The following is a 22,484-nucleotide window of genomic DNA, read 5'->3' on the forward strand; positions in this document are numbered from 1 at the left end:
TTATTTGGGGATGGCGACCCAGTAATCGAAGTCGAGCAGCACATCTGGATGATATTTCCCATCCTCGCCGCGTAGCGGGAAATCACTGCATGGGTGGTTCTTGGCAGCGACCAGACGAAGCCGCAGCGCGCCAGTGGTCTCATTCAGCTCTGCGGTGTCCAGCACTTCAGACCAGGCATAGATCGTATCACCGGCAAAGAGTGGCCCGGCATGGGTGCCCGCATTGATTGCCAGCATTTGCGCGGCGCTCTCCAGCCCGTTGAAGGATAGCGAGCGGGCAATCGAGATCACCACACCGCCATAGATCAGACGCTTGCCAAACCGGCTGTCCTTCTGGGCATGTGCATCGAAGTGCACTTTTGCGGTGTTCTGATAGAGGCGGGTCGCGGTCTGATGCTCGGCTTCTTCCACCGTCATGCCGTCGACGTGATCAATTTTCTCGCCGACCTCATAGTCGCCAAAGCGCCAGTTCGAACCTGCAAGCGCCGGATCCCAAGTCTTGTAGGCCGGGGCGACGAGGTCTTCGGCGGCGACGACCTTTGGAAGATCAGGGATTACCGCTTCCGGGGCCGGGTTCGAGGCATTCTTCTTGTTCACCATCACCCAGCGAACATAGGAGAGGACGATCTCGCCATGCTGGTTCTCGCCGCGCGTGCGCACCCAGACGACGCCGGTCTTGCCATTGGAGTTTTCCTTCACGCCGATGACATCGGAAATCGCGGTCAGCGTGTCGCCGGGGTTCACCGTCTTCAGGAATTTGCCATCGGCATAGCCAAGATTGGCCACAGCGTTGAGGGAGATGTCCGGCACCGTCTTTCCAAACACCGCGTGAAAGGCGAGCAGCGGGTCAATCGGCAACTGGTCAAAGCCATTGGAGACGGCGAAGGTCGCAGCCGAATAAAGCGCGTGCCGATCTCCGGTGAGGGCGCGGTAGAGCGAAATATCGCCCGTGGTCAGCGTCAGAGGCGTCGCGTGAACAAGCTCCATGCCGGGCTTGAAGTCTTCGAAATAATTGCCGGGATTGGATTTTGTCATGCTGCCCTCAGTGTTGTCCGGGGCAGCTCAGTGCATCGCGTCAGGCGATGCTGGCCCCTACAGGTTCAATCTGAACCACCTGCACCGTGTCACCACTGGAAATCAAGACCGTTGCGGGCCCGGCCGCAAAAACCAGCAAGCAGAGCGCGCCTATCAGGAAGGCACTTACGAACCGCGCATCGCCGCGGCGGGCAAGGGACCGAAGGCCATCTGTGCCATAGGTCACGAGCTGCGGTCCGAAGAGGAGGGCAGCCGAAGCCAGCAGCAAAACGCATGCGAGAAGGATGAGCAGTGTCATGCGAAACTGTTTCGCAGAAACTGGTTTCAGCCGCGCTTCACCGATAGATGAAATTTGATTGATCGGGTGTGATCAGACGATATCGAGCAGTTTTTCAATCGGACGTCCAAGCGCCGCCTTGTCGCCCTTGATGCCGATCGGTCGCTGGATCAGACGCGGATTGTCCGCCATGGCCGCGTAAAGCTCTTCGTCGGAAAGCGTGTCTGGCACATCGAACTTTTCAGCATCTTTCGCGCGAAGGAAATCGCGAGGGGAGCTCGCGCCCATTTTCTTCGCGATGTCTTTCAGTTCATCGAAGCTCAGCGCTTCGCCGGCATTCATGTATTTGCGGATCTCTGGCTGAATGCCGTTTTCCTCAAGCAGGGCCAGGCCCTTGCGCGAGGTGGAGCAGCCGGTGTGGTGCAGGAGTGTGTAGGTCATTGGATGTCCTTGCAATCAAGTCCCTGTAAAGTCGCTTCTGAACTATCGAGGGTGCAAAATTTGATCAATTGTTCCTGTAGAAGATCTTTGTTCATGTCTTCTGTCACCACTTGCGTGAGGTATACGCACGCTTCCACGCTATTTTCAGCGCAACCCATCCAGAAATAATCTGCCGCGACTTCAAAGTTGGTTGGGCGGGCGCGAACCTGAGAAACGCCATATGCTGTGCAGCCGATGATGATGTTTGCGTCGCAGGCTTTAAGGGCTGCTTGTTGTTCTCTGAGGAATTGAGGCCCTGCGTTCTCATCGCCAAGGCGTGGAAAGTCGGCCTTAACCGACTTGTCGGCGTAAAAGGCGCACGCAAGTGGTTCTTCCATTTCGCATCCAACCCAAAGATCCTCAAAGTATCTGCGGGCGAGAGGTTCGGGCCACTGGTCTGGTAGGGTGTGCCCGACTTGCGCCTCGATCTCGGCTAACACGATCATGCCACTGATTAGACATGACCTCCCATTGCGCAGTTGGCAGCCCTTTTCAGCCAGTGCGCCTATTTGGTCACGCTCAGACTTATCGGGAAAATCCGACGTCCTGTTTTGCATCAAAAGCTCAGCGGCGTCGCCACAGCTCAACGCAAATTCCTCTTCGCACGCTTCGCTGTGAAGAGCTAAAGCCCTGTCAAAATTTGTCTCTTGGCTAGCTTGCTCAAAAAGGCAGGCCCCCCGTTCCTTGTTCGAACAGTCGACCTGCGGTTTTTCCGCTTCCTCTGATAATGAGGCTGGCGAGCACGCGGTGCTGAAGCACAATAATAGCAAAGAAGTGAAAATGCTTTTCAAGCGGTCTCCATCGCTTTGATGGCCTCGTCGACGGCGACGATGCGGCGGGCTTCTTCGAGGTGCAGCAGCTCGGTCATCTTACCGTTCACCTTCAGGACGCCTTTGCCTTTGTTTGCAGGGTCTGCAAATGCCTCGATCACGTCGCGGCATTGTTGAACATCGGCCTCGGCGGGGGCGAAAATCTCATTCGCAGCGGCGATCTGAGAGGGGTGGATCAGCGTCTTACCGTCAAAGCCGAGCAGGCGGCCCTGACGGGTTTCGGCCTCGAGGCCGTCCGTGTCTGAAATGTCGTTGAAGACGCCGTCAATGGCGATCACGTCATAGGCGCGCGCAGCGGCCAGCGTCAGGCCGAACGAGGTCTGAAAAGCGGTGCGGGCCGGATCGTTCACCGCGCGCAGTTCCTTGGCGAGATCATTCGTACCCATGACGAAGGCCGTCAGGCGCGTGCGTCCAGCCGCTTCTGCAATGTCGATAATGTTGAAGAGCGCCTTCGGCATCTCGATCATCACCCAGAGGCCCATATCTTTCGGGGCGCCAGCGCGGCTCAAGGCGTCGTCCAGCCGGTCAATATCGCCGCCATCAATGACTTTCGGTGCGAGGATGGCATCCGGGCCGGCCTCGACGGCGGCCTTGATGTCATCGAGACCCCATTCGGTATCGTGACCATTCACACGAATAACGACTTCGCGCTTGCCATACCCGCCAGCTTTCACCGCGTCACACACGGTCTTGCGGGCCTCAATTTTCGCATCTGGCGCGACGGCGTCTTCCAGATCCAGAATAACGACGTCAGCTGGAAGGGATTTTGCTTTTTCCAGCGCACGCGAGTTGGCGCCAGGCATGTAGAGGCAGGAACGGCGAGGGCGGTGGGTCGTCGAAGTCATCTGGTGTCTTTCCGTAAGCGGCTTTGTCTCGCGCATTTACAGCGCCAGCCCGGCAGAAGACAACCGCCGCGATACGAAAGGCCGCGTCGAAAGACCGACAAATTGGTCTCGGCCGATCGCGGTGGCCGTTGATGGTCAGGATTTACTGCGTCGCTTCGGCCACGATTGCCGCCAGCGTTTCATCCATCTTGGCTGCCGGAGTGTTTTCTGGCGAAACGCCGTACTGTTGCAGCACGCCGAAGATATCCTGCCGGATCACCTGCACGCCCTGATCGGTTTCGATCACCAGTATCTTCATCGGAAGCTCAATGCCGAGCGCCGGATTGGCCTGCATCAGGGGCGCCCCGGACTTCGGATTGCCGAAAATAAATAGCGTAGATGGCGAGAGGGAAAGCCCCGCCTTTCTTGCGCCTTCTGCATGTTCAACCGTCGCGAAGATCGTCAGCGGCCGCGATTCCAGGGCCGCGCGAAGCTGGTCGACTGTCGTTGCAAAATCCGAAGCGCTTTGGGCAGCAATAATGGCTTGCGTCGACGGCTGCTCAGCGGCTTCCTCCTGAACCATATTCTCCAGCTCGGGATTTGTGGCGCACGCTGAAGCGAGAATCGAAGCGCCTGCGATGGCGGCGAGAATTGAATGTTTCATCTGAAGTCCTGACTTGCTATCGCCAGATTGAACGCACAGCTGGAAGGGTCGTTCAGACAATCCCAGGAAAAGGAGCCGGCATGGCAGACATCAGAGGCAAGGTCGCAGCAGGATTTGAGCCCGTGCGGGATGTCTTCGAGGCCACTTTCGAGGCAGGCGAGGAGCTTGGCGCAGGCTTTGCGGCCATACTGGACGGTGAGGTCATCATTGATCTTCAGGGCGGCTATGCGGACCGTGCAAAAGAGAAACTCTGGGATGACCGCACGCTCGTGCCGATCTATTCCACGACCAAAGGGATCTCCGCCCTCGTCATTGCTTCGGTCATCGGCGAGCTGAATGATGACTATGAAACCCGGGTGAGCGAGATCTGGCCGGAATTTGCCGCCGCCGGAAAGGCAGAGGTGACGCTCGGTGAAATGCTGTCGCATCAGGCGGGCCTTGTCGGCTTCGTAGAGCCGATTGATCCTGAGCTCTGGCTCGACCCACCCGCTCTCGCTGCAGCGCTTGCCGAGCTTGAGCCCATGTGGGAGCCGGGCACAGCGCACGGCTACCATCCGTCAACATGGGGCTATCTCGCAGGCGAAGTTGTAAAGCGCTTTACCGGCCGCTCCCTCGGGACGATCCTGCGCGAGGATTTTTGCGAGCCGGGCGATGTTGATTTCCATATCGGCCTGCCAGAGTCCGAGCATGACCGGGTCGGCGACATCATGCGCCCCCGCGAAATGCCGAGGCTTGGTGAGATTAATGAGTACAAAAAGGCCGCTTTCCTCACGAAATGGGCCTCACCCAGCCGTGGCGGGTCCGACTGGCGCACGATGGAGCAGCCGGCCGCCAATGGGCACGGCTCGGCGAGGTCTGTCGCTGAACTTTACGGCGTTTACGCCAATGGCGGTATGCTGAAGGGCAAGCGGGTGATCAGCGAAGAGGGCTTTGCCGCGCTCACAAAGCGGCGTGTCATCGGCGATGATCTCATCCTGCCCTTCGTCACAGAGTTCGCAGCTGGCGTCATGCGCAACAATCTCGGAATCTACGGCCCGAACCCTGAGACGCTGGCCCATTCTGGCTGGGGCGGCTCGCTCGCGCTTGGCGACCCAGACCGGCAGCTGTCGGCGGCCTACATCATGAACCGCCAGTCTGGCTATTTGCAGGGCGATCCAAGGGCGCGGCGCCTCGTCGATGCGCTCTATGGGTGTCTTTAGCGCAGACTGGCACGGCGCTTGCTCCACCCTGTCCTGAATATGGATATCCAGCCATCTTCACATGCATCTGACTGCCCCGGCCCCTCCGACGAGTGGTCGGGGCTTTTTTATTCCGCGAGTCTTGCTGAGCGCGCAAGACGCCGGGCCTTGCGCTCGCCCAGCACACTGTCGGTCGTGAAGATGGCAAGGGCGGTCCAGATCAGGCCGAAGGCAATGGCATCGACCAGGCCGAAGGGTTCGCGGAAGATCAGCACGGCAATCAGGAACTGAATGGTCGGGGTCATGTATTGCATCATCCCGATCGTTGCGAGCTTCAACCGTTTGGCCGCCAGCGCGAAGAGGATGAGCGGCACCGCCGTGATCGGGCCCAGCAAGGGCAGGGCGATCCAGTCCCAGCCGCCATCACCAAGCCAGCTGCCGCCATCAGTTGTCTGAAACCAGCTCAACCAGATGAGCGCGATGGGAAACAGCAGCGCCGTTTCGATGCAGAAGCCGACGCGGCTATCAACCGAGATCACTTTTCGCACGGCACCATAGGTCGCGAAGCTGAAGCACAGCACCAGCGACACCCATGGCAGGCGGCCAAGCTCCCAGGTCAGCACGCCGACCCCGACGCAGGCGATGACAATCGCGATCCATTGCGCGCGGCGCAGCGTTTCTGAAAAGAACACCATGCCGAGCAGCACGCTAACCAGCGGATTGATGAAGTAGCCAAGGCTCGCCTCGGTCACCCGCTCAGCGGACACCGCCCAGATATAGACCAGCCAGTTGATTGCGATCAGCGTCGCGGAGATGGCGAGATAACCGATACGTCTCAGCGTCAGAGCGGCCCGAAGTTCTTTCCAGCGCGAGGCCGCGAGAATGAAGAGAAGCGCGGTCGGCAGGCCCCACAGAATGCGATGCGCGAGGATTTCCGTCGGCGCGATATGATCGAGCGCCCGGAAATAGAGCGGCAATCCGCCCCAGAGCAGGTAGGCGCCCAAAGCGCTCAAGAATCCAAGGCGAAGCTCTGCTGACATGCGCGGCAGGTAATGCGCCTTGCGTCACAACGCCACCTGATTCTTGCGCAGGGACTGCGTCGTTGAGTTTTACTTAAACCTAACGAAAAACGCCGCTCCGAAAGAAACGAAGCGGCGCCTTTTTTACATAGTAAGGCCGAAAATCAGGCCTGCTCTGTCTCTGGCGTCACAGCGCCGCGCTTGACCAGCTCTTCAGCGATCTGGACCGCATTAAGGGCAGCGCCTTTGCGCAGATTGTCGGCGACAACCCACATGGAGAGGCCGTGCTCGACCGTTGGGTCGATGCGGATGCGGGAGACAAATGTGTCCCACTCGCCGGCGCAATCGATGGCCGTGGCGTACTGGTCTTCTTCCGGATTATCGATCACCTGAACGCCGTCAAAGTTGCGAAGAACTTCGCGGGCATCTTCAACCGATAGAGCGTCATTGAGCTCAAGATTCACCGTCTCTGAGTGGCCGACAAACACCGGCACGCGGACGCAGGTCACCGTCAGCTTGATGTTCGGGTCGATCATCTTGTGGGTTTCGTTCCACATCTTGGCTTCTTCATCGGTGAAGCCGTCATCGCGGAACGAGCCGATCATCGGGATGGCGTTGAACGCGATTTGACGGGAAAACTCGTTCGCTTCAGGCTTGTCGTTGACGAAAATGCCCTTGGTCTGGTTCCAGAGCTCGTCCATGCCGGCTTTGCCCGCGCCCGACACCGATTGATAAGTCGAGACGACGGCGCGTTTGATGCCAACGGCATCATGGATCGGCTTCAGCGCCATGACGAGTTGCGCGGTTGAGCAATTCGGGTTCGCGATGATGCCCTTTTTCTTGTAGCCCATCACGTCTGCGCCGTTCACTTCCGGCACGATCAGCGGGACATCATCGTCCATCCGCCACGCAGATGAGTTGTCGATCACGATTGCGCCCTTGGCGGCGATTTTCGGCGACCATTCCTTGGACAGCGTTCCGCCAGCCGACATCAGCACGACATCGACCTTTGAGAAATCGAAGTCATCCAGGGCCTGGCATTTCAGCGTCTTGTCGCCATAGCTGACCTCGCGGCCGACCGAGCGGCGCGATGCGAGCGCGTAGACCTTGTCTGCCGGAAAATTCCGCTCATCCATAATGTTGAGAAGCTCGCGCCCCACATTGCCTGTTGCGCCGACGATTGCGACTCTGAGTGCCATATTTTTATCCTTTCACGAGCGACCATCCCTTAAGACAGAATGTTCCGCTTCTCAATCCAGTGTCCCGTATGCCTTGTTGCTGCGCGATAGCCGCGCCGCAACATTAGGCTTGATTCAAAACGCATGTAGTGCAGGGTTAAGGCGGATTCAGGGTGGGAACTGTAATCAGCTGATGACGGGAGAGATCATGATGGAAGACATGATCACCAAATATATAAAGAGCTATAATTCCCGAGACATTGAGGGGATGCTCGATTGCGTCACTGAAGATGTCGTGTTCGAGAACATTTCGAACACCGGCCGGACCATGACATTCGAGGGCCGCGACAAGATGGGCGAAGTGGCCGAATTGTCAGGCCATGCCTTCTCCTATCGTCGCCAGAAGCTCATCAGCCTCGTCATCGGACAGGGCCGGGCCGCTGCCGAAATCGAGTTTGAGGGCAAAGCCGCTGTCGATCTGCCAAATGGCGTCAAAGCCGGCGAGACAATCAAGGTGCACGGCGCGAGCTTCTTTGAGTTTCGCGGCCCGCTCTTGTGCCGGGTTGCCGATTATAGCTGAGGCGCCGCGTGCCTAGAGCTGGTCAATGATGGCGTCGGTCATCTGATCGGTCGACATTGACCCACCAAGATCGCGTGTGCGGGCCCCGCCCTCAAGCGCTTTGGCGACAGCGCCCATGACACGGTCTGCTGCGTCCGGTCGGGCGAGCGACCAGCGAAGCGCCATTTCGAGCGACAGGATCGCCGCGCACGGATTGGCAAGGCCCTGACCAGCGATGTCTGGCGCAGACCCATGAACCGGCTCGAACAGGCCAGGCGTGCCTTCAATGCCAAGGCTGGCCGATGGCAGCATGCCGATCGAACCCGTCAGCATCGAGGCCTCATCCGATAGCAGGTCGCCGAACAAATTATCCGCCAGAATAACGTCGAATTGCTTCGGGTTGCGCACCAGCTCCATTGCGCACGCATCGGCCAGCATGTGTGACAATTCGACCCCGGCGCCATGCACCTGGTGAACCGATGTCACTTCATTACGCCAGAACAGGCCGGTTTCCATGACATTCGATTTTTCGACTGAGCACACACGCCCGGCACGTCCACGGGCAATTTCGAGGGCGACCCGCGTCACACGTTCGACTTCAGGCGAGGTGTAAACCGAGGTGTCATAGCCGCGGCGCGTGCCATCAGCATCGGTGTCGATGCCACGCGGCTGGCCGAAATAAACGCCGGACGTCAGCTCGCGCACGATCATCAGGTCGAGACCCTCAACGATCTCACGCTTCAGGCTGGACGCATCGACCAGCGCGTTGAAGCAATAGGCCGGACGCAAATTCGCAAAGACGTCGAGCCCCTTGCGTAGACCGAGCAGGCCCATTTCCGGGCGCTTGTCGCGAGCCACATCTGTCCATTTCGGTCCGCCGACGGCGCCGAGGAGGACGGCGTCCGCATCTTTTGCGCGGGCCAATGCGTCGTCCGTCAGGGGCGTGCCATGGGCGTCGATAGAGGCGCCGCCGACCAGATCATCCTGCAGCTCGAGATCCGGGGCGACGAGTCCTGCGATGCGGGCGGCCGCTGCGGTAACTTCGGGGCCAATGCCGTCGCCGGGCAGAAGAAGGAGCGTCTGTGTCATGTTGAATGTGCCATTATTTTGCGGTTAGCGGTGAGGTCAGAGCTGAACGGTACGCCTAGGTCTGCGCGCCTGCGAGCCAGGGCATGGCCAGGCGTCGCTGCTCTTCAAATTTGGAAATGCTGCTCTCAGCCGTCAGCGAGACGGCGATATCGTCGAGCCCTTCAAGCAAGGTGGCTTTGCGACCTTCATCCACATCGAAATTCAGCACTTCGCCATCGGGAGTGGTGATGGTCTGCGCGGCGAGATCGACGGTGAACTGGTGGTTGGCGCCGCCTGTCTGACCAGCGAGCGCCTCACAGATATGGGCGGGCAGCGCGATTGGCAGAATGCCGTTCTTGAAACAATTATTGAAAAAGATGTCGGCAAAGGAGGGCGCGATCACGCACGTAATCCCCTGATCCAGCAGCGCCCAAGGCGCGTGTTCGCGGGACGAGCCGCACCCGAAATTTTCTCCGGCGATCAATATGCCAGCATTCTGTGCGGCGGGTTTGTTGAGCACGAAGTCCGGATTGGGGCTTCCATCAGCGAGCGTCTTGAGTTCATAAAACAGACCCTCGGACAGACCTTCGCGCTCTGTCGTTTTCAGAAACTGCTTCGGAATGATCATGTCGGTATCGACATTGGCCATCAGCCGATCATGGTCGGTCAGAGGCGCGGCGGTCGTGGTGAGCGTCGTAAAGGCTTTCATGAAGTCTGCTTTACCTTGGCATGTGAGAAATGAATAGGGTCGGAACATTCAACGTGCCGTCTCTCACCGTGAAGACGCGAGAGCCTGGCTTGCGGCCCTTACGAATGTCCGAGACATTCAGGCCAGAGTCCTCAAGCCGCGAGTGCGCAGCATCCAGATTCTGAACGGACCATGTCAGGTCCCAGATGTGGTCGTTGACCTGGGCGTCCTGTTTATTGTCCAGCCTATGAATGACCTCAAAGGTAAGCCCACCCACTCTGAAAAAGAGGAAGCGCGTCTTCCATTCCTCGGCGGTTCGGTCGAGCGCGAGGTCAAGCCCAAGCCGCCCGCCATAGGTTGCAAGCGCCCGGTCAGGGTTCGGCGTGTTGATCACGATGTGGTCGAGAGATGAGACACTGGCGTCCGCTCCGTTCCGGTAATCGAGCTCTGTTTCAGGCTGCAGGACAAAGGTCTTGATTCCCGCCATCCTGTTGTCACTACAGCGGAACCGGCGCCAAGAGCGCTTACGTTCACTTATGGTATCCAGACTTTCGCCAACAGAAATATCGCTAGGCTCCAGGCCGCGCCGGCCAAGCTTGTGATGCGCCGTCTCTATATTTTCGGTCGAAAATGCGAGGCTGGTAAGCGCTGGACCGTCTGCAGTCAGTTCACGAAGCCGGGGCGCTGCGCCGTCAGCGCCATCCGGTGCCATAAGTTCAACTGCTGTATTCTGAACCTTGAATACAGCTGTTGCGACGCCGTCTGAGCTGGCACGCCAGTCCGGGGTGCGTCCGAGCAGCGTCGCATAATCTTTCGTGCCCGCCTCGATGTCGGGACAGAGAAGAACGACATGGTCAAGGCTGGAGACAAGCTGCATCTCGTTCACAGACCTAATTGATCACGCCGCGTATCGCAGCACGCGCAGCCAGGACTGGGCTTACAAGATGGGTCCGACCCCCGCGCCCCTGCCGACCTTCAAAATTCCGGTTGGAGGTCGACGCGCAGCGCTCGCCGGGCGCGAGCGTGTCCGGGTTCATGCCGAGGCACATGGAGCAGCCAGGCTCTCTCCATTCAAATCCGGCATCCAGGAATATCTTGTCCAGCCCTTCGGCTTCGGCTTGCGCCCGGACCAGTCCGGACCCGGGTACGACCATGGCGCGAACGCCTGAGGCTACATGCGCGCCTTCGGCAATTTTGGCGGCCGCACGCAAATCCTCGATCCGCGAATTGGTGCACGAGCCAATGAAGACGCGCTGCACGGGCGTCCCTGAAATGGGTGCGCCAGCGTCTAGCCCCATATATTCGAGCGCGCGTTCGGCGGCTGCTTTCTTGACCGGGTCGCGGATATCGGCCGGATCCGGCACGCGGCCGGACAGCGGAATGGCCTGCTCAGGGCTTGTGCCCCAGGTAATGGTCGGTTCGACTTCCTCTGCGCGGATTTCCACGATCCGGTCCCAGTGGGCGCCGTCATCGGAATGCAGCGTCCGCCAGACTTTCTCGGCCATTTCCCAGGCGCCGCCTTTTGGCGCGGCAGGTCGGCCTTTCATATAGGCGAATGTCTTCTCGTCCGGGGCAATAAGCCCGGCGCGCGCCCCGCCTTCGATCGACAGATTGCACAGCGTCATCCGGCCTTCCATCGACAGGGCTTCAACCGCCTCGCCGCGAAATTCCATGACATGGCCTGTGCCGCCAGCCGTCCCGATAACCGAGATCAGATGCAGGGCGAGATCCTTCGCGGTCACACCGTCGCGCAGCTTGCCGCTCACTTCGATGGCCATATTCTTGTTCTTGCGCGCCCGAAGCGTCTGGGTCGCGAGCACATGCTCGACTTCAGACGTGCCGATGCCGTGGGCCAGGGCGCCGAACGCCCCATGGGTCGAGGTATGACTGTCGCCGCAGACGATGGTCATACCGGGCTGGGTACGGCCCTGTTCGGGGCCGACCACATGGACGATGCCGTTTCGAAGGTCGCCCATCGGAAAGAATTCGATCCCGTGCTCGGCGACATTACGCGACAGCGCCGCAAGCTGGTTGCGCGCGGCCTCATCCTTCACGCCTTCAAGGCCAGCGGCCTGGTTCTCTGTCGGGGTGTTATGGTCAGCCACAGCCAGCGTAAGATCGGGGCGGCGGACCTTGCGATTTTCGACCTTCAGTCCGGCAAAAGCCTGGGGTGTGGTGACCTCGTGGATAAGATGAAGGTCGATATAGATGAGCGATTCGCCGCTCGACTTGTCGGTCTGAACCGTGTGGGAATCCCAGATCTTGTCGTAAAGCGTTCTGGCCGTCATAGCTTGGTCTCCTGATGCGGCGCAACAAACCATCGGAGCTTCGATTACGCAAGTTCAGGCATGCCTGAATTTCCCACCACATATACGAAAAAGGGCCAGCTTCGCAGCTGGCCCTCTATCTTTATAAGGCTGGGTCAGTTTAGCAGACGCAAGTCGGGCCAACATTCAGGACAACCAGCGAGGCACGTTGTGTCTCATACCGGGTCGGTGCAGTGACGCGCTCGACCTGTGGGCGGACCCGGCGGTATTCGACAGGCTGGATGATCTTGCGAACAACCGGCTGGATGATATCGCGCTGGGTCACCGCTTCGAAGTAGGATTCTGTCACTTCTTCACGTGTGCGGGTCTCAACCTGCGGGATGTAGTTCACCTGGGTTTGCGGGATCGGCTCAGCTTCAACGCGGCCTTGAAGGTACTGTTCTTCATAGCGTGTTGGCGCAGTGACCGTTTCCGTCGTGCCGCGAAGGATGCGACGCTCAACAGGCTGGATCGTGGTGACGACAACCGGCTGGATCACATTGCGGGTGACCTGGTCGATATAGACGTCTTCAACTTCCAGAACCGTACGCTCGGAGACCTGCGGGATAACCTGCTCGGAGATCTGTGGCGCGGTCTCGGTTTCGACGCGAACTGGAAGGTACTCTTCCTCATAGCGGGTCTGGTTGGTGACGGTTTCGGTCGTGCCGCGAAGGATGCGGCGCTCGACAGGCTGAACCATCGTCTTGACGACTGGCTGGTACACGTCGCGGCGGGTGACAGCATCGACATAGGTCTCGGTCACTTCCGGGCGGGTCACTTCATTGACCTGCTCGATAACATTTTCGACCACTTGTGGAACAGCGTCCTGCTCGACACGAACCGGCGCGCGGCGCGTTTCGTAACGGGTGTCAGCGGTCACAGTTTCCGTGCGAGGACGGGTCACGCGGCGCTGAACGGGGATAATCGTGGTGCGCTCGATCGGTTGGGTGATTTCGCGGCGGGTGACGACGTCGTAATAGGTTTCGCTCTCTTCAGTCACGTTTTCGACGGTGACTTGCGGGATCACGTTTTCCTGGACGGCTGGAACAGGCTGCTGTTCAACGCGAACTGGAAGGTACTCTTCCTCGTAACGTGTTTCTTCAGTGACTTGTTCTGTCTGAGGGCGAACGATGCGACGCTCGATCGGCTGGATCAGCGTGCGCTCAACCGGCTGGATAACTTCGCGGCGGGTGACAGCATCGAAGTAGGTGGTCGTCTCTTCGACTTCGGTCTTCTCAGTGACACGCTCTTCAACGTTCTCACAGCAGAGCACGCTCTCAACGGCCGTTTCGTTGCCGCCGAGATAGCTGACATCGGCGACGCCGGAGGCGCCGCTGCGCTGGATAATGTCACGGACCTGTTCGTCGGACAGGACGCGTTCGGTCGTGGCAGATCCGTTGGACGAATAACGCTCACCAACGGCATCGCCGTCCCAAGTACCCATTTCACCGTCGGCGTGGGCTGCGAAAGGTAGGGCGGCCAAGGCGACAACACCCACCAGAAGTTTCTTGCTCAGTTTCATATCACCTTCCCCAATATGACCCACGGCCATCAAAGGATTTAAATTGTGTTCCCGAACGCCCTCGGGATTGCTGGTTGACGCGCTGAAAACAACGCCGCTCATTTCGTATACGAAACGATAATGGTGAAACCAAATGGATTCGCTTCGTACGCGAGCGGGCGGTTGAAACCACGTGTCCCGGTTTGGGATCATTCGGCCTCTAGGACCGCTCTACGGCCTACTCTGCAAAGGGCGTGCCGAAATCCACAGCCGTAATGATTGCTAGGAATCCGGCCGAGATACAAAAAAGGCCCCGCGGATCTCGCAGGGCCTTTGTGTCATGTATTGAAAGGGGAAAACCTATTCGCCGCTCTTTTCGGCATCGGCTTCAGCGGCAGCAGCTTCCGCCTCAGCAGCGGCCGCTTTTGCTTCAGCTTCTGCAGCAGCAGCTTCCGCCTCGGCGGCTTTTTGCTTGGCTTCTGCTTCAGCAGCGCGGTCTTTTGCGGCCTGCTCACGGCGGGCTGCTTTTTCTTCGACACGCTGGCGCTTACGCTCGGTTTTCGAAACCGTGACTTCAGCGACTTCCATGCCGTGGCCGGATGTCCGCTCAGCGATACGGGCCGATTTGCCGCGCAGATTGCGCAGATAGTAAAGCTTGGCGCGACGAACGCGGCCCTTGCGCTTCACTTCAATGCTTTCGATCATCGGCGAGACAACCGGGAACACGCGCTCGACACCTTCACCGAAGGAGATCTTGCGAACCGTGAAGTTCTCGTTGATGCCTGCACCGGCGCGTGCAATGCAAACGCCTTCGAAGCGCTGAACGCGCTCACGGTCACCTTCGCGAATGCGCACATTCACAGACAGGGTGTCGCCAGGGGAAAATTCTGGAATCTCTTTGCCGGAAGTGACGCGGGCCACTTCTTCAGCTTCGAGCTGCTCAATCATGTTCATCGTCCGTCTCCGACGCTCGTATTTCTTGCCCGTTGAGGTAAGCGGCCCATAAATCGATCCGGCGGGCCTCTGTCAACAGTTTACTGCGGTTGAGCCGCCATTCGGCAATCTTTTGATGATCCCCGGATAAAAGGACATCCGGTGTCGGGTGATCTTCCCAGACGCGCGGCAATGTATATTGCGGATATTCAAGCAATCCGTTGGAGAAGCTCTCATCCTCAATCGAGGTCTGGTTGCCAGCAACGCCGGGCAGAAGGCGCACGGTTGCTTCTATAATGGTTTGCGCGGCAACTTCCCCGCCCGCCAGAATAAAATCCCCGATCGAGACCTCAATCATGTCGCGATGTTCGATCACTCGTTCATCGAGGCCCTCAAAACGTCCGCAAAAACAGACCATGCCCGGGCCTCTGGCAAACGTCGCTGCCATGTCCGCATCGAAGGGCTGGCCCCGCGGACTTAGATAGATAAGCGGGCGCTCGGATGGCCCAAGACTGTCGATGGCCGCTGCGGCCACATCAGGGCGCAAAACCAGACCAGCCCCGCCGCCAGCTGGCGTTTCGTCGACCTGTCGGTGCCGGCCTAAGCCGAATTCGCGCAGATCAATCGTGTCGAGGGACCAAAGGCCGTCTCGCCTGGCGCGCCCAAGAATGGAAACATCCAGAACGCCCGGAAAAGCTTCCGGGTAGAGGGTTATAACAGAGACATCGAAGGCCATGATGATTGCACGGGGCCGATCACGGCCCTCGCTTTAGCCTTTCATCATGCCGGCGGCCTTGAGCGTTTTGCCCGCCCGAAGAACCCGCGCCAGCATATGCTCGGTCGAGCGGTCGCCGCCATTCGAGTCCGGGTGATACCGGCGAACATATTCGCTGTACCGCACGCGGATTTCGGTGGCGGTTGCGCCGGGCTCAAGGTCCAGCTCATCAAGGGCACGCGAGGTGACACCAGCCGATTGCTGTTCCTTGCGCCGGGCCTGACGGGCTTCGGCATTTTCCTCGAAGAATTCGCGGCCACGCCAGCGACGCGGATCGTGCGCAGCTGCGGCCTTGTCCTTGCCCATCGGGCCGGTGCCGAACTTCCAGGTCTTGTTGAAACCGTGGCGCGCCATCTCATTGAAGGCTTCCAGTTCGGCTTCCGACATGCCTGCGAAGAAGTCATAATTGCGATTATACTCGCCAGCATGCTTCTGGCAGAACCAGAGCACACCATCGAGGCCACGCGGTTTAGGCGCCGGATGGGCACCGGCCAGGTCGCAGTCTTCACGGTGACATTCACGCGTTTCGACAGCTTTCTGGCGCTCGGCCTCGTCCTTGGGGGGCTTCACCCTTATATCGGTGAACTTGACGCGGTATGAAAAGTCTTTTGCCATGGGTCGGGCAACATAGAGCGTACTTCTTAATGAGGCTAGAATTGACAAACAGATCAGAGCGGATTCGTGCAGTTTTGACGCAGGTTTTTTCACCGGAGACGCTGAACGTCACCGATGACAGTGCCCGTCACGCCGGTCATGCCGGGGCATCCCCCGAAGGTGAGACCCATTTCAACGTCGAAATCGTTGCGGCTGAGTTTTCCGGAAAAAGCCGTGTCGAGATGCAGCGCGCGGTCAATTCGGCGCTGAAGGATGAGTTTGATCGCGGCCTGCACGCCTTGTCGATCAAGGCGCGGGCGCCAAGCTGATCTGGCTTTGAGTCTGTAATCAGGATGTAGGATAATCTGCAATATTCATTACAGAACACGCGTCTAGATGCGCGCGACCGCAAACCCGATCGCGACGAGGATCACCAGGATAAGCACAAGCGTCAGGCTCACGGCCACCACGCGGCGCGCGCTGCCGCGTTGCTTCTTCCGGGTGGCTGCGCTCGCGGAGCGACGATGCGGGGCAAGTGTCCAGCGATGGGTGAAAAACCCGATCGCGGCGACCATGCCGATAATCCCGGACGTAAAAGCCTGCGCAAAGAATGCGAGACCTGCGCCCAGTAAGACCACGAAGCAGACCTGCGTGCTGACATTCACCAAAAGCGAGCGGACATGAAGGTCAGCCCGGCGCGCATCAAGATTGTCATAAGAGGCATTCGGCGCGGCAATCGCAGCCGTCCACGCGCTGCCAGCGCCAAAGCCGTAAAAGGCGATGGCCAGCAATTGCGACAGATCCCGCAGCTGTTCGATCATTTCTGCCCTTACTTTCCGTTGAAGAGCCCCGACTGGGTTGGCGTATCTGGAGGGGTAAGCCCCATACGCTCATAGGCCAGCGGCGCCGCCACACGTCCTCGCGGGGTTCTGGCAACATAACCCTTCTGCATCAGAAAGGGTTCAATCACGTCTTCCACGGCGTCGCGCGCCTCTGAAAGTGCAGCCGCCAGCGTATCGGCGCCAACCGGGCCGCCCGCATAGGTTTTGACAAGGGCATTGAGATAGCGCCGGTCCAGCGCATCAAGACCATCCTCATCGATTTCCAGCCGCGCCAGCGCACGGGTCGCGGCCGCCTGGTCAATCTTTGCGCCTTCCGCTTCAGCAAAATCTCTCACGCGTCGCAAAAGCCGGATCGCGATTCGCGGTGTGCCGCGCGCGCGCCGGGCAATTTCCAGCGCCCCGTCTTCGCTAAGCTGCGCACCGAGTTTCCGGCCTGCCGCCATGATGATGCGCGCCAGCTCGTCCGGCTCATAGAATTGCAGGCGCATCGGAATGCCGAACCGGTCGCGCAACGGATTGGCGAGGAGTCCCGCCCGCGTTGTCGCGCCGACCAGCGTAAATGGCGCAAGGTCCAGCCGGACAGACCGGGCAGACGGCCCCTCGCCGATCACGATATCCAGCGCATAGTCTTCCATCGCGGGATAGAGGATTTCCTCCACCGCCGGTGGCAGACGATGGATCTCGTCGATGAAAAGCACGTCATTGGCTTCGAGATTGGTGAGGATCGCCGCCAGATCCCCGGCCTTGGCAATCACCGGTCCGGACGTCGATCTAAAACCGACACCCAGCTCTTTCGACACAATCTGGGCGAGCGTCGTCTTGCCCAGCCCTGGCGGGCCGAACAACAGGACATGGTCCAGTGCCTCCCCCCGGGCCCGCGTCGCATCGACATAGACTTTAAGGTTCGAGATGATGGTTTCCTGCCCGACATAATCGGCAAAGCTCTGCGGCCGCAGCGCCCGGTCAAGCGCTTCGCCGGATTGGCGTTCGGGATCAGTGAGGCTTCCATCACGGCTCATGAGGTGGAAAGCTCTTTAAGGCCAGCCCGGATCAGGGCCGAGACATCAGCCTGAGGATCATTTCTGGATGCAGATAGAACCGCGCGAGAGGCATCGGCTTGTGGATAGCCGAGATTAACGAGGGCCGAGACCGCTTCGCTTCTTGCGCCCGATGCCGGTGCAGAGTCTGCCTCAGTGCTTGATTTGGATGTAGCGGGAGCGAATGCGCCAAAGCGCCCCATTGGCGGCGGCTTTCCAGAAAGTTCGCCCACAATACGCTCGGCCAGTTTCTTGCCGACGCCCTTGGCGCGCGTGATCGTCGCCGCATCTCCGGTCGCCAGTGCGTCGAGAATTTCCGGCGGCGATAGCGCATCCATTATGGCCATGGCAGATTTGCCCGCGACGCCCGGCACATCCTGCAGCCGCACAAACCAGGCACGTGCTTCGTCGGACTCAAATGCAAACAGGGTGATCGAACTTTCGGTAACCCGGGTCTCTATATGCAACTCAGCCTTCTCGCCCGGTGACAGGCGCGAAAGCAGTCGGCTTCCCGCCAGGGCGACATAGCCGACGCCGCCAACGTCGATCATCACGCTGTCTGTGCCAACTGTCGCGATCTCTCCTCTGAGGCGCCCAATAATCATGCTGCCCCCCGCTTGAGGGAGACTGCGTGATGCGCGGTACAGATCGCGCAGGCGAGGGCGTCAGACGCGTCAGACGCCATCTTCCCGGCCTTGGGCAACAGCCGCGCCACCATGAAGGCGACCTGCGTCTTGTCTGCCCCGCCCGTGCCAACCACGGCGAGCTTGATGGTGCGCGGCGAAAATTCGAGAACCTCGAGGCCCTGCCCATGAAGCGCGGCCATCGCTGCGCCGCGGGCCTGGCCGAGTTTCAGCGCTGAGCGCGGGTTCGCATTCACAATCGTTTCCTCAACCCCGCCATAGCCCGGCCGATATGCTGCAGCGAGCTCACTGATCGCGGCATGGATACCGCCGAGCCGAGCCGCCAGCGCCAGACCCGGATCAATCCGGATCACACCATGTGCAATGTGAGTGAGACGAGAGCCGGCCTGCTCAATTACGCCCCAGCCAGTATGGCGGAGGCCGGGGTCGATGCCGAGGATGCGAATTGCGTCAGTCATACGCCCAGAGAAGCCCGCTTCAGGTTAACACCAGCTTTCACTATTCCTGATTTGTTCACTTCTGCAAGGCAAGGGCAAGTGTCAGGAAAAGAGGTAATGCACCGGCTCATCCGGCCCGGCGAAGACACCTGCCGTCAGCTTGCCGCCATAGACGGCGCCTGTGTCGAGATTGTAGCGGCGCACCGGTGTGCCGGCGGCATCAGGCTGAAAGTCGCGGGTTGGGGTGTGTCCATGCACAACGGTCCAGCCGTCCAGCGCCGTTGTTCGCCACGTGCTGGGATCGAAAAAGCGCTTGGAGCGCGTCCACATATGCACCCGCTCGCCGCTATCGGGAAAGGTGCGCGGCTCAACGCCCGCATGCACAAAGGCCAGTTTCTGGTCTTCGATCATATGGATCGTGTCGAGATTCTTTGCCCAGTCGAGATGGGCTTGCGGCGGGTGTTCACGCCCACGCCGCCCATAGCTGCCAATCGTCTCATCGCCGCCATTGATCAGCCAGTGAAGGCGCGCTTCTGACTTGTCCGGCCCATAGGCCTCGATCATCATCTGCTCATGATTGCCGCGAAGATTGATGACGTTGATATCGTCGCGCGCTTCCATCTCGATCAGAAGCTCCAGCACACCCGCGCTATCAGGCCCGCGATCAACAAAGTCACCGAGATGGATGAGGGTCATCGACCGGTCGCTGTAAAGCCGCTCATGATGGAACATGATCCGCGCATGCAGATCACGCAGCCGGTCAAGCTCACCGTGAATATCGCCGATGGCATAGATAACTGGCTGGTTCATGCGCTCGCTCATAGATGGCCAGAAGGTGTGGACTCTTGCCTATAGGCGCAAGACTCGCCGCTCAGAGACGCCCCTTAATGAGGGAATGTCAGTCGGGAAAAGGTGCGTGACCGCTTATCGGACAAGCAGGACAGGTGCACGCGCTAATTTGCGCCTACGGGGTTTTCGACCGCACCGCCAAGCGCATCAACGACACTTTGCGGCGCAGTGCTGACCGAACCAGCATTGAAAGGCGGCGCCGGATCATACTCGATGCCCAGCTGCGCCTTCATCGCCGTCTCGTCGTCATAAAGATCGGCGATCAGGGCCAGCGTCAGATCGATCCCGGCGGACACACCTGCCGAGGTCCAGTACTTGCCGTCCCGCACCCATCTCGCGTCTTCATAGATGGCGCCGCCACCGGCGAGCATCGGCGTGAATTTCCAATAGGTCGTGGCGCGCCGCCCTTCCAGCAGACCGACATGCGCAAGGAAAAGTGCGCCCGTGCAAATACCGACTGTATATTGGCTGGTCTCGTCAATTGCCTTGATCCAGTCTGCAATTTCCGGATCGTTGGCTGCCGTCATCATCTCCTTCGCGCCGCCCGGCACGATCAGGACGTCAGTGTAGTCGATCTCGCTGAGCGGCACATTGGCCTTGTACTCCACGATCCCGCTATCGCTTTTCATCAGATCGGTCGTTTTCCCTGCGAGCACGACCTCGACGCCGTCGACACGGTGAAGGGCCTCATACGGGCCGATCCAGTCCAGCACAGTCGTGCCTGGATAAAGAAGAATGGTGACGCGTGTCGGCCGGGCTTCGGCTTTTTCTGGTTCAGCCTGATCGGCATGTGCGCTGCCGACGGCAAGACTTCCGCCGGCGGCCAGGATCAAGGCATTAAAGGTGCGGCGACTGATATCATTCTTGCTCACGAGTACCTCTTCATCGACAGGCTTGTTCGCAGGTTTGCGACGTCCACTCTGCCGCATCAGACGAGGCCAAAGCAAGCCGGTCGACCGAGGGGCCAAAAGCGCCACACAGAGAGATGAACATCAGAGCTGATGTCCATTCGTCTCGACGAAGAATAGTGAGAAAATTTGGAGCGGGCGATGAGATTCGAACTCACGACCCCAACCTTGGCAAGGTTGTGCTCTACCCCTGAGCTACGCCCGCATCCGATAGGGTAACTAACTGGCCAAGGCCAATCAGCGAGAGACGGGCTTTAAGCGCAAATCTGCGGCCCTTGCAAGGGGGATTCACACCTGTCTGCTCACAATCTGCATACGCAGGAAGCCTAGACGTCCTTCGGGGGTTTCAGGCGGCGTTTGGTCTGGTGAGCGTCTGCCTTGTCGCCGGTGACTTTCTCGCCGCGCATATAGTGGCGCTGCCAGCCAGCCTTCACCGTGTCGGAATCCAGCGCGTTCAGCTTTTCCAGAAAGCTGCCGCGGCTCTTATGCCAGGCATGATAGTCTTTCTGCAGCTCCGGATTGGAGGCAAGCAGCTTGCGTTCCGGCTGAATCTGCTCGGTCTTGCCGTGCTCGAACGGCATGATGAAGCAGAAGGGCTCACCTTTCTTGAAGGTCACCTCTCCGGGCCGGGTCATCTGCCAGTTCATGGTGAAAGGAAAAGGCAGCCAGTCTGTCTCGACAAGTCCAGTCAGTGGCGCAATGCCATCCTTGAAATAGTTCGGCGGGCCAGACGCCCAGAGGCCCCAGCCAGGCGGGGTGCGGAAAAGGTGCCCGGTATGGAAGGTCACGATGCCGCGCCGGAAATGACTGTCGGCAAATGACGGGATCGCCGCTGGATTGCCTGTGGTGAAGAGTTTCAGCGAATAGTCATGTTCGCCGCCGTCCCAGATGATCTTGATGTCCATCGGGCAGAGAATTTCCCAGCCCGTCGAATTCGCCATGGTCAGCGGCAGGCAGCGATAAGGATGCCTGTCGGGGAAAGCATCCATCCAGTCGCGCTGGGAACGGCCCGGCACGATTTCCGGAGCGGTGTTGTAGATCTTGTAGCATTCGAGCTCCATCAGGAGCCTCCTTGTCCGTTTTCAATTCTGGTTTCCCAACCATCATACACCCCGGAAAGCGCTTCGGCCTGCCGTCGATGCTTGATCGTGTGATGGGTTATGTCGTCGAGTTTCATTGTGCAGTCATGATGACTGCGAACCAACCATTCTGGGCTGAAGAACTTGCCTCGCTTCTCGACACCGCTGGGCTGGTAGCCGGCAGCTTCGAGCCAATTGCAAAATGCCTCTGCGCCCTGCTTGGTTTTGAAATATGTCCAATGCTGCACCGCGTGAACGGCGTCCTTCTTGTCACCCTTTTTGGACAATTGCTCCAGGACCAGCATGTCTTTCAGCACCTGGCGGCTATCTGGATCGGGGTAGAGATCGTCCCAGTAAACGGACTTCTCGGGATCGGGCTCAACGAAAAGATCAAATTCATATCCTGTTGCAGCAAAGAGCCTGGAAAGTGATGCTTCAGATTGCTCCGAAGAAAGCAGACCGAGCATCCATCGGATGCCATTCGTCGTGACCCTGCCGAGCAAGATGCCGCCCTCATTGCCAAGACTTGCTTCAAGCTCGCGCTGGATCTGATCGAGGGTTTCTGCTTCCTCATCCGTCGTCAGGCCGTCAGGTCGCGCCGACCGCAGGCCTAGACGCAGCCTGAAGGCGAACGAATGGGGAAGTTTGTCGATGTCGTCGGAAATGCCGTCGTCGAACACGATTGACGCCGGGTGCCCGGCCATATCGGCAAAGTATAGTCCCCAATTATCAGACATTATCGCGGTCCCTGCTTGACCTTCTGAACCTGATTGCCTGAA

The 22,484-nt window shown here is 59.1% G+C and carries 27 protein-coding genes and 1 tRNA gene; 3 read left to right on the forward strand and 25 right to left on the reverse strand.

All coding sequences use genetic code 11. From position 1 onward, the window contains the following. From B8783_RS14510 to B8783_RS14535, 6 genes are all read right to left on the reverse strand, one after another. Positions 1–1,035, reverse strand: a complete 1,035-nt coding sequence (locus tag B8783_RS14510; RefSeq protein WP_084420808.1) for a MaoC family dehydratase — start codon at positions 1,033–1,035, stop codon at positions 1–3. A 40-nt stretch (positions 1,036–1,075) separates the two neighbouring features. Continuing rightward, a complete protein-coding gene (locus B8783_RS14515; RefSeq protein WP_084420809.1) occupies positions 1,076–1,333 on the reverse strand; it encodes a hypothetical protein in 258 nt (85 codons plus the stop codon). A 72-nt stretch (positions 1,334–1,405) separates the two neighbouring features. Continuing rightward, positions 1,406–1,753 (reverse strand): ArsC/Spx/MgsR family protein, encoded by a 348-nt coding sequence (locus B8783_RS14520; protein WP_084420810.1) that lies wholly within the window; start codon positions 1,751–1,753, stop codon positions 1,406–1,408. Next, positions 1,750–2,583 carry a hypothetical protein gene (locus B8783_RS14525; RefSeq protein WP_084420811.1) on the reverse strand — a complete coding sequence of 278 codons (834 nt, stop codon included), beginning with the start codon at positions 2,581–2,583 and terminating at the stop codon, positions 1,750–1,752. Before B8783_RS14525 ends, B8783_RS14520 begins: the two co-directional genes overlap by 4 nt. Then, positions 2,580–3,467, reverse strand: a complete 888-nt coding sequence (locus B8783_RS14530) for an HpcH/HpaI aldolase/citrate lyase family protein (protein WP_084420812.1) — start codon at positions 3,465–3,467, stop codon at positions 2,580–2,582. The genes B8783_RS14525 and B8783_RS14530 overlap by 4 nt, the downstream gene beginning before the upstream one ends. Before the next feature lie 142 nt (positions 3,468–3,609). Continuing rightward, positions 3,610–4,110, reverse strand: coding sequence for a DUF302 domain-containing protein (locus tag B8783_RS14535; RefSeq protein ID WP_084420813.1), 501 nt, complete (start codon positions 4,108–4,110; stop codon positions 3,610–3,612). An 80-nt stretch (positions 4,111–4,190) separates the two neighbouring features. Here B8783_RS14535 and B8783_RS14540 point away from each other — a divergent pair, with 80 nt between their 5' ends. Further along, entirely contained in the window at positions 4,191–5,309 is a 1,119-nt protein-coding gene (locus B8783_RS14540) for a serine hydrolase domain-containing protein (protein WP_084420814.1), read from the forward strand. Positions 5,310–5,416: 107 nt separating this feature from the next. On the opposite strand, the gene rarD is transcribed toward B8783_RS14540, so the two are convergent. Both rarD and B8783_RS14550 read right to left on the reverse strand, forming a co-directional pair. Continuing rightward, a complete protein-coding gene (rarD, locus tag B8783_RS14545; RefSeq protein ID WP_233355808.1) occupies positions 5,417–6,301 on the reverse strand; it encodes an EamA family transporter RarD in 885 nt (294 codons plus the stop codon). 170 nt (positions 6,302–6,471) lie between these two features. Further along, the gene (locus B8783_RS14550) at positions 6,472–7,506 is read right to left on the reverse strand and encodes an aspartate-semialdehyde dehydrogenase (protein WP_084420816.1); all 1,035 of its coding nucleotides are present in this window, start codon (positions 7,504–7,506) and stop codon (positions 6,472–6,474) included. A gap of 187 nt (positions 7,507–7,693) precedes the next feature. On the opposite strand from B8783_RS14550, the gene B8783_RS14555 reads away from it, so the two are divergent. Then, a complete protein-coding gene (locus tag B8783_RS14555) occupies positions 7,694–8,065 on the forward strand; it encodes a nuclear transport factor 2 family protein (protein ID WP_084422124.1) in 372 nt (123 codons plus the stop codon). Positions 8,066–8,077: 12 nt separating this feature from the next. On the opposite strand, the gene leuB is transcribed toward B8783_RS14555, so the two are convergent. The 8 genes from leuB to B8783_RS14595 all read right to left on the reverse strand — a co-directional run bounded on the left by leuB (position 8,078) and on the right by B8783_RS14595 (position 15,930). Further along, positions 8,078–9,133 (reverse strand): 3-isopropylmalate dehydrogenase, encoded by a 1,056-nt coding sequence (gene leuB, locus B8783_RS14560; RefSeq protein ID WP_084420817.1) that lies wholly within the window; start codon positions 9,131–9,133, stop codon positions 8,078–8,080. Positions 9,134–9,188: 55 nt separating this feature from the next. Further along, complete coding sequence (gene leuD / locus B8783_RS14565) at positions 9,189–9,821, reverse strand: 3-isopropylmalate dehydratase small subunit (protein ID WP_084420818.1); 633 nt, start codon at positions 9,819–9,821, stop codon at positions 9,189–9,191. Between the two features lie 10 nt (positions 9,822–9,831). Next, positions 9,832–10,677 (reverse strand): VOC family protein, encoded by an 846-nt coding sequence (locus B8783_RS14570; RefSeq protein ID WP_084420819.1) that lies wholly within the window; start codon positions 10,675–10,677, stop codon positions 9,832–9,834. Between the two features lie 13 nt (positions 10,678–10,690). Continuing rightward, positions 10,691–12,088, reverse strand: a complete 1,398-nt coding sequence (gene leuC, locus B8783_RS14575) for a 3-isopropylmalate dehydratase large subunit (RefSeq protein ID WP_084420820.1) — start codon at positions 12,086–12,088, stop codon at positions 10,691–10,693. A gap of 139 nt (positions 12,089–12,227) precedes the next feature. Further along, the gene (locus tag B8783_RS14580) at positions 12,228–13,628 is read right to left on the reverse strand and encodes a DUF2147 domain-containing protein (RefSeq protein ID WP_139792382.1); all 1,401 of its coding nucleotides are present in this window, start codon (positions 13,626–13,628) and stop codon (positions 12,228–12,230) included. 339 nt (positions 13,629–13,967) lie between these two features. Then, a complete protein-coding gene (gene rplS / locus B8783_RS18865; RefSeq protein ID WP_084420822.1) occupies positions 13,968–14,561 on the reverse strand; it encodes a 50S ribosomal protein L19 in 594 nt (197 codons plus the stop codon). Further along, a complete protein-coding gene (gene trmD / locus B8783_RS14590; protein ID WP_084420823.1) occupies positions 14,548–15,276 on the reverse strand; it encodes a tRNA (guanosine(37)-N1)-methyltransferase TrmD in 729 nt (242 codons plus the stop codon). Before trmD ends, rplS begins: the two co-directional genes overlap by 14 nt. Before the next feature lie 33 nt (positions 15,277–15,309). Beyond that, positions 15,310–15,930: a J domain-containing protein gene (locus B8783_RS14595; protein ID WP_084420824.1), complete on the reverse strand. Its 621-nt coding sequence runs from the start codon at positions 15,928–15,930 to the stop codon at positions 15,310–15,312. Between the two features lie 41 nt (positions 15,931–15,971). On the opposite strand from B8783_RS14595, the gene B8783_RS14600 reads away from it, so the two are divergent. Next, on the forward strand, positions 15,972–16,238 hold the full coding sequence (locus B8783_RS14600; RefSeq protein ID WP_233355809.1) for a BolA family protein: 267 nt from the start codon (positions 15,972–15,974) through the stop codon (positions 16,236–16,238). A gap of 63 nt (positions 16,239–16,301) precedes the next feature. Here B8783_RS14600 and B8783_RS14605 read toward each other — a convergent pair whose 3' ends face one another. The 9 genes from B8783_RS14605 to B8783_RS14645 form a co-directional block, all read right to left on the reverse strand. After that, positions 16,302–16,730 (reverse strand): hypothetical protein, encoded by a 429-nt coding sequence (locus B8783_RS14605; protein ID WP_084420826.1) that lies wholly within the window; start codon positions 16,728–16,730, stop codon positions 16,302–16,304. A gap of 8 nt (positions 16,731–16,738) precedes the next feature. After that, the gene (gene ruvB / locus B8783_RS14610; protein ID WP_084420827.1) at positions 16,739–17,770 is read right to left on the reverse strand and encodes a Holliday junction branch migration DNA helicase RuvB; all 1,032 of its coding nucleotides are present in this window, start codon (positions 17,768–17,770) and stop codon (positions 16,739–16,741) included. Continuing rightward, the gene (gene ruvA, locus B8783_RS14615; protein ID WP_084420828.1) at positions 17,767–18,393 is read right to left on the reverse strand and encodes a Holliday junction branch migration protein RuvA; all 627 of its coding nucleotides are present in this window, start codon (positions 18,391–18,393) and stop codon (positions 17,767–17,769) included. The genes ruvB and ruvA overlap by 4 nt, the downstream gene beginning before the upstream one ends. Then, a complete protein-coding gene (gene ruvC, locus B8783_RS14620) occupies positions 18,390–18,878 on the reverse strand; it encodes a crossover junction endodeoxyribonuclease RuvC (protein ID WP_084422125.1) in 489 nt (162 codons plus the stop codon). Before ruvC ends, ruvA begins: the two co-directional genes overlap by 4 nt. A 93-nt stretch (positions 18,879–18,971) precedes the next feature. Next, entirely contained in the window at positions 18,972–19,679 is a 708-nt protein-coding gene (locus B8783_RS14625; RefSeq protein ID WP_169711805.1) for a metallophosphoesterase family protein, read from the reverse strand. 143 nt (positions 19,680–19,822) lie between these two features. After that, a complete protein-coding gene (locus B8783_RS14630; RefSeq protein ID WP_169711806.1) occupies positions 19,823–20,590 on the reverse strand; it encodes a DJ-1/PfpI family protein in 768 nt (255 codons plus the stop codon). Between the two features lie 166 nt (positions 20,591–20,756). Further along, positions 20,757–20,831: transfer RNA gene (locus tag B8783_RS14635), tRNA-Gly, on the reverse strand. Between the two features lie 121 nt (positions 20,832–20,952). After that, positions 20,953–21,687, reverse strand: a complete 735-nt coding sequence (locus tag B8783_RS14640; RefSeq protein WP_084420831.1) for a DUF6065 family protein — start codon at positions 21,685–21,687, stop codon at positions 20,953–20,955. Then, positions 21,687–22,442, reverse strand: a complete 756-nt coding sequence (locus B8783_RS14645; protein WP_084420832.1) for a DUF695 domain-containing protein — start codon at positions 22,440–22,442, stop codon at positions 21,687–21,689. Before B8783_RS14645 ends, B8783_RS14640 begins: the two co-directional genes overlap by 1 nt. Positions 22,443–22,484: the final 42 nt, after the last annotated feature.

The organism is Henriciella litoralis (assembly GCF_002088935.1).
GTDB lineage: Bacteria > Pseudomonadota > Alphaproteobacteria > Caulobacterales > Hyphomonadaceae > Henriciella > Henriciella litoralis.

Bases quoted from the DNA above. Each gene is read 5' to 3' on its own strand.
- B8783_RS14510 (WP_084420808.1), bottom strand. From the start codon at position 1,035: ATGACAAAATCCAATCCCGGCAATTATTTCGAAGACTTCAAGCCCGGC.
- B8783_RS14515 (WP_084420809.1), bottom strand. From the start codon at position 1,333: ATGACACTGCTCATCCTTCTCGCATGCGTTTTGCTGCTGGCTTCGGCT.
- B8783_RS14520 (WP_084420810.1), bottom strand. From the start codon at position 1,753: ATGACCTACACACTCCTGCACCACACCGGCTGCTCCACCTCGCGCAAG.
- B8783_RS14530 (WP_084420812.1), bottom strand. From the start codon at position 3,467: ATGACTTCGACGACCCACCGCCCTCGCCGTTCCTGCCTCTACATGCCT.
- B8783_RS14535 (WP_084420813.1), bottom strand. From the start codon at position 4,110: ATGAAACATTCAATTCTCGCCGCCATCGCAGGCGCTTCGATTCTCGCT.
- B8783_RS14540 (WP_084420814.1), top strand. From the start codon at position 4,191: ATGGCAGACATCAGAGGCAAGGTCGCAGCAGGATTTGAGCCCGTGCGG.
- B8783_RS14550 (WP_084420816.1), bottom strand. From the start codon at position 7,506: ATGGCACTCAGAGTCGCAATCGTCGGCGCAACAGGCAATGTGGGGCGC.
- B8783_RS14555 (WP_084422124.1), top strand. From the start codon at position 7,694: ATGATGGAAGACATGATCACCAAATATATAAAGAGCTATAATTCCCGA.
- leuB (WP_084420817.1), bottom strand. From the start codon at position 9,133: ATGACACAGACGCTCCTTCTTCTGCCCGGCGACGGCATTGGCCCCGAA.
- leuD (WP_084420818.1), bottom strand. From the start codon at position 9,821: ATGAAAGCCTTTACGACGCTCACCACGACCGCCGCGCCTCTGACCGAC.
- B8783_RS14570 (WP_084420819.1), bottom strand. From the start codon at position 10,677: ATGCAGCTTGTCTCCAGCCTTGACCATGTCGTTCTTCTCTGTCCCGAC.
- leuC (WP_084420820.1), bottom strand. From the start codon at position 12,088: ATGACGGCCAGAACGCTTTACGACAAGATCTGGGATTCCCACACGGTT.
- B8783_RS14580 (WP_139792382.1), bottom strand. From the start codon at position 13,628: ATGAAACTGAGCAAGAAACTTCTGGTGGGTGTTGTCGCCTTGGCCGCC.
- rplS (WP_084420822.1), bottom strand. From the start codon at position 14,561: ATGAACATGATTGAGCAGCTCGAAGCTGAAGAAGTGGCCCGCGTCACT.
- trmD (WP_084420823.1), bottom strand. From the start codon at position 15,276: ATGGCCTTCGATGTCTCTGTTATAACCCTCTACCCGGAAGCTTTTCCG.
- B8783_RS14595 (WP_084420824.1), bottom strand. From the start codon at position 15,930: ATGGCAAAAGACTTTTCATACCGCGTCAAGTTCACCGATATAAGGGTG.
- B8783_RS14605 (WP_084420826.1), bottom strand. From the start codon at position 16,730: ATGATCGAACAGCTGCGGGATCTGTCGCAATTGCTGGCCATCGCCTTT.
- ruvB (WP_084420827.1), bottom strand. From the start codon at position 17,770: ATGAGCCGTGATGGAAGCCTCACTGATCCCGAACGCCAATCCGGCGAA.
- ruvA (WP_084420828.1), bottom strand. From the start codon at position 18,393: ATGATTATTGGGCGCCTCAGAGGAGAGATCGCGACAGTTGGCACAGAC.
- B8783_RS14625 (WP_169711805.1), bottom strand. From the start codon at position 19,679: ATGAACCAGCCAGTTATCTATGCCATCGGCGATATTCACGGTGAGCTT.
- B8783_RS14640 (WP_084420831.1), bottom strand. From the start codon at position 21,687: ATGGAGCTCGAATGCTACAAGATCTACAACACCGCTCCGGAAATCGTG.
- B8783_RS14645 (WP_084420832.1), bottom strand. From the start codon at position 22,442: ATGTCTGATAATTGGGGACTATACTTTGCCGATATGGCCGGGCACCCG.